At 67.9% G+C, this 19,184-nt stretch carries 15 protein-coding genes; 5 read left to right on the top strand and 10 right to left on the bottom strand.

The features are described from left to right. Positions 1 to 400: 400 nt before the first annotated feature. The 5 genes from HWX62_RS19870 to HWX62_RS19850 form a co-directional block, all read right to left on the bottom strand. Positions 401 to 2,758, bottom strand: a complete 2,358-nt coding sequence (locus tag HWX62_RS19870; protein ID WP_175931162.1) for a GNAT family N-acetyltransferase — start codon at positions 2,756 to 2,758, stop codon at positions 401 to 403. Between the two features lie 579 nt (positions 2,759 to 3,337). After that, entirely contained in the window at positions 3,338 to 3,643 is a 306-nt protein-coding gene (locus HWX62_RS19865) for an H-NS histone family protein (protein ID WP_175931161.1), read from the bottom strand. A gap of 104 nt (positions 3,644 to 3,747) precedes the next feature. After that, positions 3,748 to 4,020, bottom strand: a complete 273-nt coding sequence (locus HWX62_RS19860) for a hypothetical protein (RefSeq protein ID WP_012493616.1) — start codon at positions 4,018 to 4,020, stop codon at positions 3,748 to 3,750. A gap of 61 nt (positions 4,021 to 4,081) precedes the next feature. After that, positions 4,082 to 4,609, bottom strand: a complete 528-nt coding sequence (locus tag HWX62_RS19855) for a BON domain-containing protein (protein WP_175931160.1) — start codon at positions 4,607 to 4,609, stop codon at positions 4,082 to 4,084. Positions 4,610 to 4,663: 54 nt separating this feature from the next. Then, the gene (locus tag HWX62_RS19850; RefSeq protein WP_175931159.1) at positions 4,664 to 6,151 is read right to left on the bottom strand and encodes a sigma 54-interacting transcriptional regulator; all 1,488 of its coding nucleotides are present in this window, start codon (positions 6,149 to 6,151) and stop codon (positions 4,664 to 4,666) included. Positions 6,152 to 6,467: 316 nt separating this feature from the next. Between HWX62_RS19850 and HWX62_RS19845 the strand changes: the two genes are divergently transcribed. Beyond that, a complete protein-coding gene (locus tag HWX62_RS19845; protein WP_175931158.1) occupies positions 6,468 to 7,871 on the top strand; it encodes a GntP family permease in 1,404 nt (467 codons plus the stop codon). A gap of 367 nt (positions 7,872 to 8,238) precedes the next feature. Beyond that, positions 8,239 to 8,490 (top strand): DUF4148 domain-containing protein, encoded by a 252-nt coding sequence (locus HWX62_RS19840; RefSeq protein WP_175931157.1) that lies wholly within the window; start codon positions 8,239 to 8,241, stop codon positions 8,488 to 8,490. A gap of 39 nt (positions 8,491 to 8,529) precedes the next feature. On the opposite strand, the gene HWX62_RS19835 is transcribed toward HWX62_RS19840, so the two are convergent. Next, a complete protein-coding gene (locus tag HWX62_RS19835) occupies positions 8,530 to 10,125 on the bottom strand; it encodes a thioredoxin family protein (RefSeq protein WP_175931156.1) in 1,596 nt (531 codons plus the stop codon). Positions 10,126 to 10,384: 259 nt separating this feature from the next. Further along, entirely contained in the window at positions 10,385 to 10,885 is a 501-nt protein-coding gene (locus HWX62_RS19830; protein WP_175931155.1) for a GNAT family N-acetyltransferase, read from the bottom strand. A gap of 584 nt (positions 10,886 to 11,469) precedes the next feature. Here HWX62_RS19830 and HWX62_RS19825 point away from each other — a divergent pair. From HWX62_RS19825 to HWX62_RS19815, 3 genes are all read left to right on the top strand, one after another. Then, positions 11,470 to 13,797, top strand: a complete 2,328-nt coding sequence (locus HWX62_RS19825; protein WP_175931154.1) for a phospholipase C, phosphocholine-specific — start codon at positions 11,470 to 11,472, stop codon at positions 13,795 to 13,797. A 273-nt stretch (positions 13,798 to 14,070) separates the two neighbouring features. Then, positions 14,071 to 14,340, top strand: coding sequence for a hypothetical protein (locus tag HWX62_RS19820; RefSeq protein ID WP_006480304.1), 270 nt, complete (start codon positions 14,071 to 14,073; stop codon positions 14,338 to 14,340). 154 nt (positions 14,341 to 14,494) lie between these two features. Beyond that, positions 14,495 to 15,487 (top strand): DedA family protein/thiosulfate sulfurtransferase GlpE, encoded by a 993-nt coding sequence (locus tag HWX62_RS19815; protein ID WP_175931153.1) that lies wholly within the window; start codon positions 14,495 to 14,497, stop codon positions 15,485 to 15,487. A gap of 54 nt (positions 15,488 to 15,541) precedes the next feature. On the opposite strand, the gene HWX62_RS19810 is transcribed toward HWX62_RS19815, so the two are convergent. From HWX62_RS19810 to HWX62_RS19800, 3 genes are all read right to left on the bottom strand, one after another. Further along, entirely contained in the window at positions 15,542 to 17,011 is a 1,470-nt protein-coding gene (locus HWX62_RS19810; protein WP_175931152.1) for an OprD family porin, read from the bottom strand. Positions 17,012 to 17,171: 160 nt separating this feature from the next. Next, a complete protein-coding gene (locus HWX62_RS19805) occupies positions 17,172 to 18,194 on the bottom strand; it encodes an oligopeptide/dipeptide ABC transporter ATP-binding protein (protein ID WP_175931151.1) in 1,023 nt (340 codons plus the stop codon). Continuing rightward, the gene (locus HWX62_RS19800; protein WP_175931150.1) at positions 18,191 to 19,183 is read right to left on the bottom strand and encodes an ABC transporter ATP-binding protein; all 993 of its coding nucleotides are present in this window, start codon (positions 19,181 to 19,183) and stop codon (positions 18,191 to 18,193) included. Before HWX62_RS19800 ends, HWX62_RS19805 begins: the two co-directional genes overlap by 4 nt. Position 19,184 lies beyond the last annotated feature (1 nt).

The following is a 19,184-nucleotide window of genomic DNA, read 5'->3' as shown; positions in this document are numbered from 1 at the left end:
CTCTCCCGCAGGTACTCACCCGCTGTTCCCGGGAAGGCTCACCGAACGCTCCCGTATCGGCTCACCATGCCGCCCCGGAAAAGTTCACCCTCTGCTCCCGAAAAGTCTCACCTTGGTGCTGGACTCGAATGTACGAGGTCCGAATACGGCCACGAATGCGTGCAAGCACCTCGCGTGAAACGACCGCGCAGGATGAATATCGCCGCATGCCGGCGTGACTCTCCGGACGTCATGCGTGCGTCGCGATATCGCCACGATCGGCGGGCCCGACACGCTGGCAAGCGCTGCATCGGGGAGGCTGTTTTCAACTTATTTGGATTCCTGATGGAAATGGCGCCATGGCGAGACATTGCAGCATCGCCGCCACGCGCCACCCCGGCGTCAAACCATGGGCCGACGCCTACGGCTGCAACTTCATCCTGAAACCCACGACGCCGGGCTCCTCCGTCGTCGACACCTCGAAACCGCACGATTTCGCGAGCGAGATCATCGCCGAATTCTCGCGCAGCGCCTCGCCGACCATCCACGCGGTGCCGCGCGAGCGCGTGTAGTCGATGATGCGGTTCATCATCAGCCGGCCAAGCCCCTTGCCCTTTTGGTCGGGCCGTACCGCGATCGCGAACTCCGCCGTCTCGTTGTCGGGATCGGCGACCGCACGCGCCACCGCGAGCGTGTGGTCGCGCCCCGACACATCGGTAAACGACACGATGAAGGCCATTTCACGGTCGTAGTCGATCTGCGTCATGCGCGCCACCTGCGAATGATCGAAGCTGCGCACCGCGCCGAAGAAACGCATCCGCAGATCTTCCGGCGTCATCGCGCCGAGCAGTTCGTTGTGCGCGGCCTCGTCCTCCGGACGGATCGGCCGGATCGTCACCGTCTCGCCACGCCACTCGAGCGTCTGCTCGAGATGCCGCGGATACGGCATGATCGCGAGCCGGCTGCGCCCCGAGGCCAATGTGATGCGCGGCGCGACCACCCGTGCGCGGTCGGACAGCACGCGCAGCGTGACCGACATCGCAACGACTTCGCGCACGTCGCAGACGACCTGCGACAGTGCCGTCAGCGCATCGAGCGTCGGCTCGACGGGCGTGCCGCGCGCATACGGCGAGCGCTCCATCACCGCGCGGGCGAGCACGGTGTTCAGCGGCGGCAGGCCGTAGACGACGAACGGCGCCGATACGCCATCCGCCGGCGGCACGGCATAGCGAAACACCGGACCGAAGTTCGAATCGTCGTACATGTCGACCGTGATATCGACGACCTGCTTGCCCGCAGGCTCGTTGGGCTGCTCGCCCTGCAGACCGAAATGGGACAGCCAGCGCAGCGCGGCTTCGTCGGTCAGTTCATGCCGACCGGCTTCGACCATGCGGTGCGCGTCGGCCTGGGCGGACGCCACGCACTCGGCCGGCTGCGGCGGCGTGCCCTCCGGCGTCTGCATCAGCAGTTGACGCCCGAGGTTGTAGTCGACGAGACGCGCATACGCGCGTGCGAGCCGCTGCGGCGTCGTGTGCACCGGGATGCCGTTCGCGTGCAGCGCGTCGCGCGTCGCCGCGTCGACCGCGCCGAAGAAGCACGCGAGGATGCCGCGCTGCGCGTACTGCCGCGAGTCGATCAGCGTGCGTGCGACCGCATCGGCCGGCGCACTGTGCGAAGTGGAATGAACGACGAACAGCGTGCCCGTCTGCGGAAACGGCGCGAGCGCCTTGATCGCCGCGGCAAAGTGCTCGGGGCGCGCATCGTCGCCCAGCGTGAGCGGATTGCCGGGCGCCGCGAGATGCGGCAGCGCGGCCGCGACGGCCGACGTTGCCGCGGGCGACCAGTCGGTCAGCACGTCGCGCACCTCGGCCACCGCATCGACCGCGAGTTTCGCCACGCCCGCGTCGCTCGTCACGAGCGTCGCCGCCCCCCGTGCGGTGACGCGGCCGACGCCGAGCGTCTCGATTTCGTCGAGCAGATCGTCGAGCGCATCGACGCGCACCATGCCCGCGCGCTGGAACGCCGCCGTGTAGAGTGCGTCGCCGGGATCGGCTCGGCCGGTACGCAGCGCGAGCACCGGCTTGTTGCGTGCGGCCGCGCGCGCCGCCGACATGAACTTGCGCGCGGCGCGCACGGTATCGAGCTCGAGCAGAATCGCGCGTGTGCCGGGATCGCTCGCCAGGTAGTCGAGTACGTCGCCCGCATCGACGTCGGATTCGCTGCCGAGCGCGACGACATGCGAAAAGCCGAGGCCGCGTGCGTCGGCCCAGCCGAGCACCGCATTCGTCAACGCATTCGATTGCGACACCCACGCGACGCCGCCCGATCGCGCCGTATACGCCGGCGCGCCGAAATGCGCGTGCCGCGCCGGCGACAGCACGCCCAGGCTGCCGGGCCCGACGATACGGAGCACGAACGGCTTCGCCGCCTTCAGCGTGCGATCGACCGCGGCGCGATCGGCATCGGTGCGCGCCTCGCCGACGATCACCGCGACACGCGTGCCGAGCTCACCGAGCTTGCGCACGATGCCGGCCCAGGTCGCGGGCGGCGTGCAGATCACGGCAACCGACGGCGGCGCGGGCAACCGGTCGACATCGGAGACGACCTTATGACCGTCCAGCTCTCGATATTTCGGATTGACCGGCCACACGGGCCCCTGGAACGCGCCGTCGAGCACGCGCGACCATACCATCGCGCCGATACTGCCTGCGCGCGACGAAGCGCCGACGATCGCAACGGACCTGGGCTGGAACAACGCATCGAGATGGCGAACGGTCACATCGACTCCCTGCGATGACGAAAGACGACTCGATCGGCATGCGGCCGGGCGGGCCGGGCGCCGATCGACGCGAACTCCAAGCATAGGTGAAGCGCCTGCGGCTGCCTATATGCCGAACGGCCGACTATTCGACGGACGTCAATACTCGCACCATGGGCATGCAACACATGCGGCCCGGCATCGAAGCGTCGCTCGCACGAGGCACACAACGCGGCTCGACCGCAGCCGCGCTCTCAAAGGTGAGGATTTACAGGAGCCATGGTGAGTATCTTCGGGAATCGCACGACACACTGCGGCAATGCGCGAACGGTGATGAAAATCCGCGTCACGCATGCACCGCGAAAAACACGAATGCCCATATGCATGCATGGCGCGATTACGCCGCTGTTTACGGAAATTCCCCGCAATATGCGGCCGGATCGCGGCGAATTCGCAAAACAGGATCCGTTAATTGCGCGGCATTGCACTTCAATTCGCCGGGGAAAATCGCAGGGCGATCGCATGAAAACAAAACGGTGCGAAGGCCGCATGGCCGTTCGCACCGTCAGTCGACATACGAAAGGTGAGGATTTTCGGGAGTCAGTCCTTGATCAGGAAACGTCCGCGATTCTTGCCGAGCCACGCCGGCGCCCGTCCGCGGCCGCTCCAGGTTTCGCCCGTCTTCGGGTTCAGGTATTTGGGCGGCAAGGTCCGCTTGGGCTTCGCGGCGGCAGCGGCGGAGGCCGATCCTGCCGGGCGAAAACCGAGCTCTTCCGGCGTAATGTCGTATTCGTCGATTTTCGCGCGGATAGTCGCAATCGCGTCGGCAATCGCCTTTTCACGTTCCTTGTCGATCTTTTGCTGAAGCCGTTCGAGCTGCGCGGTCAGTTGCCTGTAGGTCGCCATATGGATGGGACTCCATGAGTGTTATTCGTGAAAAAACAAGTGACTCAAAGCAAGCGGAAAAGCGCTTCTCCCGATCGTGGTCTCCTCAGCCGGTCATTTCGGGATCAATAACCGCTCTTCTTCTTGCATGCGAAGAGAAGATTTCGCACGGCGTCATCCGTCGATTGCTGGATCACGTCGAAATCCCCGTTGCACATGGCCCGGGCATTGTCCGTGCAATTGCTCCAGTCGCTGCCGGTGCATTGCACCTGAGTGGTCGGACGCCCGTCCGAAGTGAACAGCGGGGCACCGCCACCGCATCCGCCGAGCCCTGCAACCAGAGCCAACATCACGGCCGCCCGAGGCCACCGACAGACCGACGCAAGCATGTGTTTCATTGTTCTTCCCGTCAACCTTTTTTTGAATGCAGCGAGTATGCCACGGGCCGCCCTTCGGCCGTCAGTCCGGCGTGCGATCGGGTTGCCCGCGCGCCTTGTATGGCAAGCGCTTGCGCGGATCGTCGGTGATGCGAATGAAAACCTGCTCGACGTCCGGAAGCGCCTCGAATTCGCGTTGCAGCGCCTGGCGATCGAACGCCCTGTCCGCGCATCCTTCGACGTAGATGAACCGTCGCTGCACGGTGATCCACAGGCTCGTGCCGCGCAAGCGATCGGAGGCCGCGAAGTGCGCCTTCGCCGCATCGGCGATCGACGCGTCATACATATACGAGTTCGGCTTCGTGCAGCGATGGGCGAGCCAGCAGGTCGTCCCGCGTTCGGCGCGGTAGTGCGCATCGTCCGTCATCTCGGCGCGCGTCATCCACGGGCCGAGCGGCAACGGGCATTCGGCCACGTCCTGCGACAGCGCGACGAACGGATCGTTGTACCAGTTGCGTCGCGCGTCGGGTGCGTCGGTATCGCCGGCCCGCGCGAGCGCGGCGCTCGCCAGCAACATGGTCAGCCACCCTGCCATGCCGATCCGCTTCATCGCAGTCTCCTGTTCGATGCATTACATCGAGCCGCATCGGCATCGCCGGTCGGCCTACCGGTCGATACCGAGCGCCGCCAGCTTCTTGTACAGCGTCGCGCGGCCGATGCCGATACGCGCAGCCGTTTCGACCACCTTTCCATTGCAAGCCGCCAGCGCATCGGTCAGGAACTGGCGCTCCCACGCCGCCAGTGCATCGGCATACGAAGCGGCCGGTGCACCGGATGCCGTCACTGCGTCGCCCGCGCGCTGCTCGGCCGGCACCGCGCCCGCTCGCTGCGCGGGTGCCGCGGTGTCCGGCGAGACACGCACCGGCCCGAGAAACGGCGCGAGCGCGCGCGCGTCGATCACCGAACGATCCGACAGCATCAGCGCGCGTTCGAGCGTATTGCGCAACTCGCGCACGTTGCCGGGCCATGGATACGCGCACAGCATCCGCAACGCATCGTCGGTCAGCTCGCAGTGCGCGGCGCGCCCGTGCTGGGCGGCCAGCTCCTCGAGCGTCGCGTAGACGAGCGCCGCGATGTCGGACGCGCGTTCGCGCAACGGCGGCGCGTGGATCGTCAGCACGTTCAGCCGGTAATAGAGATCCGCGCGAAAACGCCCGGCCGCCACGAGCGCCGGCAGGTCGGCCGACGTGGCGGCGATGATGCGCACGTCCGCGCGCACGATCCGGTTCGAGCCGACCGGCTCGAACTCCTTGTCCTGCAGCACGCGCAGCAGCTTGCCCTGCAACGGCAGCGGCATGTCGCCGATCTCGTCGAGAAACAGCGTGCCGCGATCGGCCAGCTCGAACTTGCCGACGCGTCCCTTGCGATCGGCACCGGTATACGCACCGGGCGCCGCGCCGAAGAATTCGGTTTCGAGCAGCGTGTCGGGAATCGCGGCGACGTTGACGGTCACGAGCGGCTGGAGCGCACGCGCCGACGCCGCGTGAATCGCATGGGCGAGCAGTTCCTTGCCGGTGCCCGTCTCGCCGAGCAGCAGCACCGGCGAATCGACTTGCGCCGCGCGGCGCGCCTGGCGCTTGGTCTCGAGGCTCGCGGCACTGGTGCCGACGAAGCTCGCGAACGTGTATTTCGCGCGGCGCGCCTGCGCGAGCGAGCGCTGCGTCGCGATCAGCTGCTGCTGAAGCTGCGCGTAGCGGGAAAAAATCGGCGTGAGCGTCTTCAACTGGTCGAACAGTGCGAAGCCGATCGCGCCGACCGTCTCGCCCGCCTCGTTCTTCAACGGCAGGCGTGTGACGACAAGCGGTTCGCGGCCCGTCTCCATGATGTCGAGCAGGATCGGCTGCCCGGTCGACACGACCTCCCGCATCAGGCTGTTCGGGATCACGGCCTCGCAATCGAGGCCGACGGCCTGCTGCGGGTCGGCGAAACCGAAGCGTGCCGCGTAACGCTCGTTCATCCACACGACGCGCGCGTCGCGATCGACGACCACCGTGCCCGCGCTCGAATCCTCGAAGGTCCGGAACAGCGACTCGGCCGCGCGCCGCAGCACGTCGCCGTAGTTGACGGGCAGGCGGGCCCAGTCGTTCATCATCGTGTCTTCGTCTCCATGTATCGTCGGCCGGATGTCTCCGGAACGAGACGGATTATCTCACTCCGGAGACACGCCGCAATGCGATGTCCGGGAAAGCCCTGCACGATTTCGAGGGTCGACCGGATGGCCGAAACGTCTCCGGATGGAGACGTTTTATGTAGAATCGTCAGACCTGCACCGGCGCGGGCCCGCCGGCCGTCGGCGGGCCCATGTCCGGCGGCGCAATCCGGCCGATGGCACGAAACCTGCACGAACCTGAGCCGGTCCGCGGCGCGTCGCGCGATCGAACAACAACCAAAGCCATTAGGAGACTCCCTTGTCTTTCGTGATCGTCCTCGCCGCGCTGGCGTTCCTGATGTTCGCCGCGTATCGCGGCTACAGCGTGATCCTGTTCGCGCCGATCGCCGCGCTCGGCGCGGTGCTGCTGACCGAACCCGCCGCCGTCGCGCCGGTCTTCTCCGGCATCTTCATGGAGAAGATGGTCGGCTTCGTCAAACTGTATTTCCCGGTCTTCATGCTCGGCGCCGTGTTCGGCAAGGTGATCGAACTGTCCGGGTTCTCCGAGTCGATCGTCCATGCGGCGATCCGCTACATCGGCCGCTCGCGCGCGAATGCGGTGATCGTCGCGGTGTGTGCGCTGCTCACCTATGGCGGCGTGTCGCTGTTCGTCGTGGTGTTCGCGGTCTACCCGTTCGCGGCCGAACTCTATCGCCAGAGCAACATCCCGAAACGGCTGATGCCGGGCGCGATCGCACTCGGCGCGTTCTCGTTCACGATGGATTCGCTGCCCGGCACGCCGCAGATCCAGAACATCATCCCGACCACGTTCTTCAAGACGACCGCCTGGGCCGCGCCCGCGCTCGGCACGATCGGCTCGCTGTTCATCATCGCCGTCGGCCTCGCGTATCTCGAATGGCGCCGCCGTTCGGCGATGGCGAAGGGCGAAGGCTACGGCACGTCGCTCGTCAACGAGCCGGAACGCGTCGAGGCGAAGGCGCTGCCGCATCCCGCGCTGGCGATCCTGCCGCTGATCCTCGTCGGCGTGTCGAACTTCGCGTTCACGAAGCTGATTCCGCAGTGGTACGGCGCCGCGTCGTACACGGTCGCGCCGGAAGTGCTGCCGGGCGTGCACGCGCCGGTCACGACGTCGATCAAGACCGTCGTCGCGATCTGGTCGGTCGAGGCCGCGCTGCTGCTCGGTATCGTGCTGGTCGTGCTGACGGCATTCAAGCGTGTCAGCGACCGCTTCGCGACCGGCTCCAAGGCCGCTGTCGCCGGCGCGCTGCTCGCCGCGATGAACACCGCGTCGGAATACGGCTTCGGCGGCGTGATCGCCGCGCTGCCGGGCTTCCTCGTCGTCAGCGATGCGCTGAAGAGCATCCCGAACCCGCTCGTCAACGCGGCCGTGTCGGTCAGCTCGCTCGCCGGCATCACGGGCTCGGCGTCGGGCGGCATGAGCATCGCGCTCGCCGCGATGTCGGATCTGTTCATCAAGGGCGCACAGGCAGCCAACATCCCGATGGACGTGCTGCACCGGGTCGTCGCGATGGCAAGCGGCGGCATGGACACGCTGCCGCACAACGGCGCGGTCATCACGCTGCTCGCGGTCACGGGCCTCACGCACCGCGAGTCGTATCGCGACATCTTCGCGGTGACCGTCATCAAGACGCTCGCGGTGTTCTTCGTGATCGCCGTCTACTACGCGACGGGGCTCGTGTAAGCCTCGGCATCGAGGCGGCGCTTCATGCGCCGCCTGCCTCGCCTTTCGAAAAATCGGACCGCATGCGCGCCGGAACGGATTCCGGCATGCGCATCCGGTCCGATTTCATTTCCCCGCCCGCCGAATCAGGCCAGATCCATGCCGCCGCGCTTGCACGCGCGTGGGCGGCGGCCGCCTTGGGCCCCGGGTCCACCCGGGCCATTACGCGGCGTCGGCCCGTGCGCCCCCATTGTTACCGGCAGCAAAACACTGCGTTGGGCGCGATCGCATTTTTCGCGCGTCCGCCGCGGCCTACACTGATTTCAGCGTCTCGCGGCGCTTCGACGAACGAAGCGCCGCGATTCACCAAAATCGTGGAGTCCCGATCATGAAGCGCCTGATCCAAGCCGTTGCCATCGCCCTGGCCGTCTCGGCCCCGTTCGCCGCACAGGCCCAGTCGAACCCGCCGCTCACGCGCGCGCAGGTCCACGCCGAAGTCAAGGCGCTCAAGCAGGCCGGCTTCCAGCCGAGCGACTGGTTCTATCCGGCCAGCATCGTGTCCGCCGAAGCGAAGATCGCCCGCCAGCACGACGCCGGATACGGCAGCGACCGCGGTGCATCGTCGGAATCGGGCCGGTAACGGCTCGCCCCGCCCGCTCTGCGATGCCTCCGCGTATCGCTACGCCTTCACGGGCTGGATCAGCTTCGCGCAAGCCGCTGCCTGCGGATCGCCGGCAGGCAGCTTCCCGCACACGCCGTCGAACTGCTTGACGACCGCCTTGACCGACGCTTCGTGCGCGCCGCTGCTGCGCCAGCGGTTCAGTTGCGTGACGACCTTGGTGAGCGCGCGCAGGTTCGCGCCGTAGAACGCGTCGCGGGTCTTGTCGGCCTGCGCGAGCACACGGGCGGCAATCCCTTCGATGCGCGCCGCATCGTCCGGCGCCAGTTCAACCGCATTCGCGAAGTAGGTCGCGCCCCAGCGCAGCTTGGTCGCCGGCCCGCTCGCCGCATCGTACGCCTTGCGATACCAGTCGAGCGCCGCCGCCTTGTCGCCGCGCGCTTTCGCGTTCGCGGCCAGCCCGGACATGAAGTAATACGGCGTGGACGAACGCGGCAGCTCGGCCTTCAGCAACGCATCGGATTCGTCGTACAGTCCGGCGTCGGTCAGCGTGTCCGCGGCTTCGCTGACGAGCGCCTGCCGCTCGTACGCGTTCGCCGCGCCCTGCACCGACGCGGCGATCTGCCTGCGCGCGGTGTCGGCCAGCGCCGGTGCGGCGGGCGCGGTGCCCTTGCGCGCGTCGCCGCGCGCGAGCAGCACGCGGCCGTGCAGCGCCATCAGCCGGTCGATCGACGACAGCGTGGTGTCGGTCGACAGGCGCGCCAGCGCCGTGTCGTACGCGCCGCGCAACCGCGTGCGCTGGGCATCGTCGCCGCCAAGATACGCGACCACGCGCGCGGGCGCCGCGACCAGCACGTCCGAATCGGCCCGCGACAGCGCGGGATCGTGCAGCACCGTGCGCAGCGAATCGGCCAGCGCGGCCTTGTCGAGCGCACCGGCCTGCGTCGGGTCGTCCGACGCGGCGACCACCGCCGACTTCAACGCGAAGCGCGCCGCTTCGGGTTTCGCACCGGCCGCCCGCGCGCGTTGCGCGAGCGACTGCAGCGTCTCGGCAACGCGATCGGCCGGCACCGGCAACGCGCCGTCGGTATCCCACGAATAGTCGGCCAGCAGGCGCCATTCGTCCGGTGTCAGCGACGCGCCGTTCTTCAGCGCCGTCGCGAGCGTCTGCCGCACCGGATGCGCGGCCGTCATCCCGAGCGACAGCGCCTGCATGTAGCGATCGAGATCGGCTTCGCCCGGCAGCCGCGTCACTTCGGTGCCGTCGGGGCGGAACAGGATCATCGTCGGATAGCCGTGCACCTTGAAGCGCTCGCCGAGCTTCTGCGCGCTCTCGGTATCGCCGTCGAGATACACGGGCACGAAGAACGACGAGCGCGTCTTGAATGCCTGCTGGCTGAAGATGGTCGACTTCACCTGGTTGCACGACGGGCACCATACCGCGCCCCAGTACAGCAGCAGCGGCTTGCCCTCGCGCTTCGCGAGCGCGAATGCGGCATCGACGTCGCCGTGTTGCCACGCGATGCCGGGCGGCAGACGCGCGCCGTCGGACGATGCGCTCGCCACCGGCGCGCCCGCGGGCGCGGCAGCGGCAAGCGCCGCACCGGCGGCGGCGAACAGGCAGGCGGCGGCGAGATTGCGGAGAACGGTTTTCATCGAAGCGGGTTCCGTTGAAAAAGACGGTTTCAGGGCGATGCCGCGCACGCAACGAAGGCCGTGAAGCGATAACGACGAGGCCGGCCGACATGTCGCGCCGCGCATGCATCGATACGGAAAAGCGAAGCCGGCCGCAACGACCGGCAAATCGTTCGACGATACGACGGGTACCGCCGAAGGAAAACGAACGAATTCTCGATTGGATATGACGTGCGGCGCCGCGGCCGCGCGTGCCGTCACGTCCGTGACGGCCGGCCCTTCATTGCCGCGTCTTGATCCGCGCCATGTGATACACGGACACATGCACGCCGTCGCGCAACGCGTAATCCGGCGCTTCTCCCTCGATACGAAAACCGTGTTTCTCGTAGAGCGCGATCGCCGCACGGTTGTCGGTGAACACGGTCAGCTCGAGACGCGAGATGTTCAGCCAGTTCTCCGCGAGATCGATCGCGGCCGCGAGCAGCCGGCCGCCGATGCCGTGCCCGTGGCGCGCGGCGTCGACCATCATGCCGAGCGCCGCCGCGTGGCGCCGGCGGGGGTTCGGCTCGGGATGCAGGCCGAGATGGCCGACCACCGTGCCGTCGATTTCGGCGACGAGGCTCACGCCGTGCTCGCGCACGTGGTCGAGCCGCTTCTGCCATTTTTCGAGCGACGGAAACGGATGCTGCAACGTATTCGTGTACACCGCGGGATGCGCGGCGATCTGCCGGATCGCGTCGACGTCGTGCGTCTCGCTGTGCCGGATCGTGATATCGGTCATGGGTGGGCCGGTTCCGAAAAGTCGCGCCGGGGCGCGAACCGCGCGGGCGCGCGGCAACGCATCGAGCTTAGCCGATTTCACGCATTTGAAACACGGGTGTCACGCCGGTTGACGTCAGGTTGCATCCGCAACGAAACGCGCTCGCGCCGCCTCTGAAAATCCGGAAAATTCCGACCGGTCACGCCTGCGCCGATCGGTAATTTCTTACCGCCTTCAACCTCGCATCCGCACGTGAACGAATCGTTGCGCACACAACGTCACGTGCGCGACATGCGATGTCATTGCTTCATCACGCCACCGTCATGTCGCGCCCCTAGACTGGGCGCCGCCCCGGCCCGGCATGCGCCGGCCGGTGTGTGCCGACACCTGCCCCGCGCGTCACGAGCGCGCGGCGCGTGGATCGCGACGACGAGGCCGCAGCATCCGCGCGACGTCGTGCGTCGGGCGCGATACGCGCACCGCCCGCGACACGCGGCCGATGCCCCGCACGCGCACGCATCGCGGATCGTCCCGAGACGGGACGGCGCCCCGGGCACCGCCAGACGAACGCACGAACGCTCCCACCCTCACAGGATCCGACCGCCATGACGTCACGCCGCAAATTCCTTCAGCAGACCGCCGGTTCCGGCCTCGCCGCCGCCGCGCTGTCCGCGTTTCCGCCGAGCATCCGCCGCGCGCTGGCCATTCCCGCCTTCCACGAGGCGGGGACCATCCAGGACGTCAAGCACGTCGTGCTGCTGATGATGGAGAACCGCGCGTTCGACAGCTACTTCGGCACGTTCAAGGGCGTGCGCGGTTACGGCGACCGCTTCGCGGTGCCGTCGCCGAACGGCCGCGACGTGTTCTACCAGACGTACACGAAGGCGACGCCCGCCGCGACCGTGACGCCGTATCACCTCGACGCGCGTCAGGGCAACGCGCAGCGCGCGGGCGGCACGCCGCACACGTGGGCCGACGCGCAGGCCGCGTGGGACCACGGCCGGATGAACCGCTGGCCCGACGCGAAGACGCCGCTGTCGATGGGCTATTACGACGCGGCCGAAGTGCCGTTCCAGCGCGCGCTCGCCGATGCGTTCACGCTGTGCGACCACTACCACTGCGGGATGCACACGGGCACGATCGCGAACCGCCTGTTCTACTGGAGCGGCACCAACGGGCCGAACGGCATCAGCCCGGCCGACGGCAATCGCGTGAAGATCGCCGCGCTGAACAACCAGTTCAACGGCGGCAACGACATCGGCCCGTCGAGCCAGGGCTGGACCTGGACGACCTATGCCGACCGGCTGCAACAGGCCGGCGTGAGCTGGAAGGTCTATCAGAGCCTGATCGACAACTTCGGCTGCAACGAGATGATGAGCTTCCGCCACTGGCGCGCGGCCATCGAGCAGATGCCGGCCGCGCGCCGGCCCGCGTACGTCGCGTCGACCGACATCACGCAGCCGGTGACGGCGGCCGGCGCGTTCTACGACCCGGCGATCGACGACCCGCTGAGCCCGCTCGCGAAAGGCTTCGGCAACACGATGCCGTACGGCTTTCTCGAAACGTTGCGCGACGACATCCGCAACGGCAAGCTGCCGGAAGTGTCGTGGATCATCCCGCCGTCCGCGTACAGCGAACACCCGGGCCCGTCGAGCCCCGCGCAGGGCGGCTGGTACGTGCAGGCCGTGCTCGACGCGCTGACCGCGAACCCGGAGGTCTGGAGCAAGACCGTGCTGCTGGTCAACTACGACGAGAACGACGGCTTCTTCGACCACATGCCGTCGCCGGCCGCGCCGTCGCGCAACGCCGACGGCACGCTCGCGGGCGGCCATACGCTGTCGGCCGCCGACGTCGCGGTCGAGTACCACGACTTCACGCCGGCCACGTCGAGCCAGCCGGCCATCGACGGCCGTCCGTACGGCCCGGGCCCGCGCGTGCCGATGTGGATCGTGTCGCCGTGGAGCCGCGGCGGCTGGGTCAATTCGCAAGTGTTCGACCATACGTCGACGCTGCGCTTCCTCGAGCAGCGCTTCGGCGTCGCGGAGCCGCAGATCGGCGCGTACCGCCGCGCGGTGTGCGGCGACCTGACGAGCGCGTTCAATTTCCGCACGCCGAACGACGAGCCGCTGCCGACGCTCGCGGGCCGGACGACGAAAAGCCAGGTCGACGCGCTGAGCGCCGCGCAGCAAGCCGCGCCGAAGATCGTGCCGCCCGCCACGCCCGCGCTGCCGACGCAGGCGGCCGGCGTGCGCCCGTCGCGCGCGTTGCCGTACGAACTGCACGCGAGCGCGCGCACCGATGCCGGCGCGGGCACGGTCACGCTGAAGTTCGCGAACACGGGTCGCGCCGCCGCCGTGTTTCACGTCTACGACAAGCTGCATCTCGACCGGCTGCCGCGGCGCTACGTCGTCGAGCCGAGCAAGACGCTGCACGGCGACTGGGCCGCGCGCGCCGACGACGGCGGTAAATATGACCTGTGGGTGCTCGGCCCGAACGGCTATCACCGCCGCTTCACCGGCGACCTGAGCCGCGTGGCCGGGGCGGGCGCGCCGCATCCGGAAGTACGCGTCGGCTATGCGGGCGCGAGCGGCAACCTCCACCTGCGGCTGCGCAACGACGGCGGCGGCACGGTGCGCTTCACGGTGAAGTCGAACCAGGTGTACGGGCCGCTGTCCGCGCGCGGCGGGAACGACGATCACGGTCATGGCCACGAAAACGGTCACGGCACCGGCGCCGGCACCACGTGGAGCGTCACGGTACGCGCCGGCGACCAGTCCGAACTGCACTGGAAGCTCGATTCGACCGGCCATTGGTATGACTTCATCGTCACCGCCGACAGCGACGCGAGCTTTTCGCGCCGCGTGGCCGGCCGCGTGGAAACCGGCCGCCACTCGGTCAGCGACCCGGCGATGGGGCTCGCCGACCGCTTCTGACGCCGCGGCGACGCGCGGCGCAACGTGTGCGGCCGCCCGCGCCGGCGTGGCCCCGAACGCCGCTCGGGCACCGGTTTCGGCCGGTGCCCGAGCGGGCGGAGACGCCCGCCCGGCGCGGCTCAAACATCAGAAGGATCGGTGGTGCAGCCCTCATTTCGCACCGACGAAAATGCTCCGTGTCGCGGCCCGTTCGCGTTAAACTGCATCAAGCTGTATTCAACAAAGACATCTTTGCCGCTCCGGCATCCACGACACGATACGAGGATAGGTTCGATGCGCACTACCGGCTCATCCGGGGCAATGACCCTGCTCACCGAACACGACGCGGCCGACGGCCGCGAACTGCGCTCGCTCCGGCTGGAAGCGACCGGCGACGGCAAGAGCGTGCTGCTGATCGAAATTGACGAACGCAAGCCCGGCATCCACCGCGAGGTCCGCTACGAGATCACCCCGGCCGAACTGATCGCGGCGATCCGCTCGCACGGCGCCGAGCTGCCCGGCGAAAACCACGGCGCCGCCTCGCTCGCCCGCACGCCCTCCTGATGTCGAACGGTGAGCCGCGTGCAACGCGCCGGCTCACCTGTATCCCCCTGCCGCCGTCAGGCGCTTCGCGTCATTCCCGCCGCTGTCTTGAAAAAGGCCGATAATCGGCCCATCTGCTTTCCCTGCCCACGCGTTTCCTTTTCGGCCAGCCGTCATGCTCCGTGACCTCGTCGCCCAATACGGGCCGCTTCTCGTGTTCGCCAACGTGCTCGCCGCGGCCATCGGCCTGCCGGTGCCGGCGATGCCGACGCTCGTGCTGTTCGGCGCGATGTCCGCGATGCATCCGGCGATGATCGGCTCGCAGCTCGTGACGGTGGTGGCGCTGTCGGTGCTCGGCGCGCTGATCGGCGACACGGTCTGGTACGTCGCCGGGCGGCGTTACGGCGGCACGACGCTGAAGACGATCTGCCGGCTGTCGCTGTCGCGCGATACCTGCGTGAAAAAGACCGAGCGCTTCTTCGGCCGCTACGGCGTGCGCGTGCTCGCGGTCGCGCGTTTCATTCCGGGGTTGTCGCTGGTGTCGGTGCCGATGGCCGGCGCGCTCGGCACGCGCTATCGCACGTTCGCCGGCTACGACGCGCTCGGCGCCGCGCTGTGGACGATCGTCGGGCTCTTGGCCGGCCTCGTGTTCTACCGGCAGATCGACTGGCTGTTCGCCGGCGCGAGCCGCCTCGGCCGCGCGGTGCTGCTGGTCATCGTCGCGCTGCTCGCGATCTATGCGGCCGTGCGGTGGATGCGCCGCCGCGCGCTGATCCGCCAGCTCGCGAACGCGCGGATCGGCGTCGACGAACTCGACGTGATGCTGCGCGACGCCGCCGCCCCGGTGGTGCTGGACGTCCGCTCGCCCGAACATCGCAAGCTCGACCCGTTCACGATTCCCGGTGCGCAGTTCGCCGACGAGCGCCAGATCGGCGACATCGTCGCGCGTTATCCGCTCACGCAGAAGTTCGTCGTGTATTGTTCGTGCCCGAACGAAGTGACGGCCGCGCTGATGGCGAAGCGCCTGCTCGATGCAGGCTTCACCGATGCGCTCGCATTGCGCGGCGGCCTCGACGCATGGCGCGATACGGGCCGCCAGCTCACGTCGCTCGTGGAAGAACCACCCGCGGCGAACGATCCGGTCGCGGGATGGCACAAGCCAGCCTGATCGCACCGATCGCAGGCCGGCCGTGCGCGACAGGGGGCCTTGCGCCCCCTTCCGTCAGAACGCGTGCAGCGGCAGGTTCACGACCAGACGGTACTCGGTGTTCGACGCGTCCGAGTAGTGTGCCGAGCCGTTGTGCCACATCGCGATGAACGTGACCTTCGTGTTCTTCAGCTTGCCGCTCTGGAACGTGTACGACGGGATGAAGCCGAACTCGTGGTGACGGCCCTGCACCGGCGCGCCGTTGCTCCAGTAGATGCTCGACTTGCTCGGGTCGTTCGCCGCGCCCGCGCTGCCGTCCGCGCCCCAGCCGGTCACGCCCCACACCATCGCCTTGAAGCCCGGCAGGCCCGCTTCCTTGCCGTAGAACGTGTAACGCAGCTGCAGCGATTTTTCGTGCGGCGCGTTGTAGTCGACGTCCATCGAGTTGGTCAGGAAGATGCCGTTCGTTTCGTTCAGGTAGTCGAAGAACTGGTCGCCGAGCACCTGCTGGAAGCCGAGCAGCAGCTCGTGCGGGCCGTGCTGCGCGGCCAGCGACAGGCTGTACGCGTTGTTGTTGATCTTGCCCTGCAGTGCATCGCCCGTGTCGTGCGTCGAGTAGACGTTGCCGAAGCCCGTCCACTTGATCGTCTGCGGGCTGCCGATGCTGTGCTTCACCGACGCGTAGTACTGGTGCCACACGTCGTCGGCCTGGTTCGCGTACAGCGCGACTTCGCCGTTCGGCGAGTAGTCCCACGTGCCGCCGACATACGACAGGCGATTGATGCGCGTGCCGCCGTATTGCGTCGTCAGGTTGGTGAGCGTCGTATGGCCGCGCGCGTCGGTCTTCGTGAAGCTGCCGGCCTCGAGCATCACGTTCTTGAATTCATTGCTGACGAGCGTCGCGCCGAGGAACGTCGGCGGCAGCGCACGGTTGTCGTGCTGCTCCATGAACGGGTTGTCGACGGCCTGCAGACCGTACTTGACCACCGTGTTCGAGATGCGCGCCTTGACGTCGTAGATGCCCGGATAGGCCCACGCAAGCTGGTTGCCGCCGCCGCCGCCCTTCGCGATGTGCACCATGCTGCCGGCGCCCTGGCCGCCGTCGAGCTTCAGCGCCGCATACAACGACGCGTCGAAGCCGATCCCGATCAGGCCGGTCGTGTAGCCCGACTCGAAGTTCGCCATCGCGCCCTGGACCCACGCGTGGCGATGCGGCCCGCCCTTGGCGTCGAGCACGTCCGCATAGTTGCGGAACAGGAAGTCGAGATGGCTGTCGGCGATGAAGCCGTTCGACTTCGACTGGGCCGACGGTTCGTCCGGCGGCGTGACGGCCTGGGTCGCTTCCGCGTTGATAATGGCGTTCGGGGTCGTTGCCTGCGCAACCGTCGTGCCGGTCGAAGCCGGTGCGGCCTGCGCGACCGTCAGCGGCGCGGGGGCCGCGTCGTCGGCGTGCGCGACGCCCGTCAGCGATACACCGGCGAGCGCCGGCAGTCCCCAGGCAAGCAGCATCTTCGATGCCGGCCCGATCTTTTTCTGCTTTTTCATCGTAATTCTCGTCTTGTGTTGATATCGTCCACACCGGTTGCGATCCGCTCCCGGCCCCCCGGCGAGCCCCGCTAAGGACGCGCCTGTACCCGCGGCGCGAAGATCGTTCGCGCCGCACCTACCCCTGTTGACCTGCCTTGGTTATATTTGCTGTGTCACTTCAGCACGCCGCGCCCGCGCGGATGCATGCGACGCGCGCAGCCGACCCCTGCCGCACTTCCGGCAGCGGCACGTCCTGCGCGCACGCGTCGATCGCGACCGGGCAGCGCGTGCGGAACGCGCAGCCGGACGGCGGGTTCAGCGGCGAGGGCATCTCGCCCGCCAGCAGCATCGGACGGCGAGCACGCTCGCGCGCCGGCTCCGGCGTCGGCGCCGCATCGAGCAGCGCCTTCGTGTACGGGTGCTGCGGCACGCCGTACACGTCATGCCGCGTGCCGAACTCCATCACGCGGCCGAGATACATCACGAGCACGCGCTGGCTGATGGCCTTCACCACCGCCAGGTCGTGCGCGACGAACAGATAGGACAACGACAGTTCGCGTTGCAGATCGCGCAACAGGTTGACGATCTGCGCCTGGATCGACACGTCGAGCGCCGATACGGGTTCGTCGCAGATCACGAGCTTCGGCTCGCTGATGAGCGCACGCGCGATGCCGACGCGCTGGCACTGCCCGCCGGAAAATTCATGCGGATAACGCAGCAGGTGATGCGCGTTCAGGCCCACGCGTTCGAGCATCGTCACCACGCGGCGGCGCACTTCGGCGCGGCCGAGGCCGGCCTGGTGCGTGACGAGCGGCTCGGCGACGACCTGCTCGATCGTCATGCGCGGATCGAGCGACGCGAGCGGATCCTGGAAGATCATCTGCACTTCGCGCCGCATCGCGGTACCGCGCAGGTGATCGGGCGCCACGGCCTGGCCGCGCCATTTCACGGTGCCGTCCGTCATCGGCACGAGGCCGATCAATGCGCGCGCGAGCGTCGACTTCCCGCAGCCCGATTCGCCGACGAGCCCGACCGTCTCGCCGCGCTTCACGTCGAACGACACGCCGTCGACGGCGCGCAACGTGCCCTTCGGCGACCATGGATAGCCGCCGAGCGGCACGCGGAAATGCACCTTCAGATTCTCGACGGACAGCAGCGTGTCGTCCGTCCCGCCGGCTTCGCGGCGTTCATCGACGCTCATCGCAGGCCTCCCGTCAGATCGGCCACGGGGCGGTGGCATGCGCGCACCGCGCCCGCGGCGCCATAGGTTTCGAGCGCCGGGCGCGCGGCGCCGCAGCGTTCTTCCGCATACGTGCAGCGCTTCGCGAACGCGCAGCCGGCCGGCGCGGTGCCGGGCATCGGCGGGTTGCCGGGAATCGCGACGAGCGGCGCATCGTCCGCGTCGGTCAGGCGCGGCAGCGCGTTGAGCAGGCCGATCGTGTACGGATGCGACGGCGCCGCGAAGATCGAGTCGGCCGGCGCGTATTCCACGGTGCGGCCCGCGTACATGACCATCACGTCGTCCGCGAGGCCGGCGACCACGCCCATGTCGTGCGTGATCAGCACGATCGCGGTGCCGCGCTCGCGGTTCAGTTCGCGCAGCAGGTCGATGATCTGCGCCTGCACGGTCACGTCGAGCGCGGTGGTCGGCTCGTCGGCGATCAGGATTTCCGGCTCGGAGAGCAGCGCCATCGCGATCATCACGCGCTGCCGCATGCCGCCCGAGAACTCGTGCGGATACATGCGGATGCGGCGCGCCGCGTCGGGAATGCGCACCGATTCGAGCGCCTCGATCGCGCGCTTGATCGCTTCCTTGCGCGACAGCTTGCGATGCAGCTGCAGCGTCTCGGTCATCTGCCGCTCGATCGTCAGGAACGGATTGAGCGACGTCATCGGATCCTGGAAGATCATCGCGATCCGGTCGCCGCGCACCGCGTTCAATGCGCGCGTATCCATGTCGAGCAGGTTGTCGCCGCGGTAGCGCGCGGTGCCCGTCGTCGTGCCGTTGCCGGCCAGGAGGCCGAGCAGCGCCATCACGGTCTGGCTCTTGCCCGAGCCCGATTCGCCGACGATGCCGAGCGTCTTGCCGGCTTCGAGCGAGAACGACACGCCGTTGACGGCGTCGATCGGCGGCGCATCCTTGCGCGTGAAGCGCACGCCGAGGTTTTCCACTTCCAGCAAAGCAGCCATT

Origin of the sequence: Burkholderia sp. BCC0506, assembly GCF_902833145.1 — a bacterium.
GTDB lineage: Bacteria > Pseudomonadota > Gammaproteobacteria > Burkholderiales > Burkholderiaceae > Burkholderia.
Note: the sequence above shows the minus strand (reverse complement) of the source record. Positions and strands in the feature narration are given on the sequence as shown.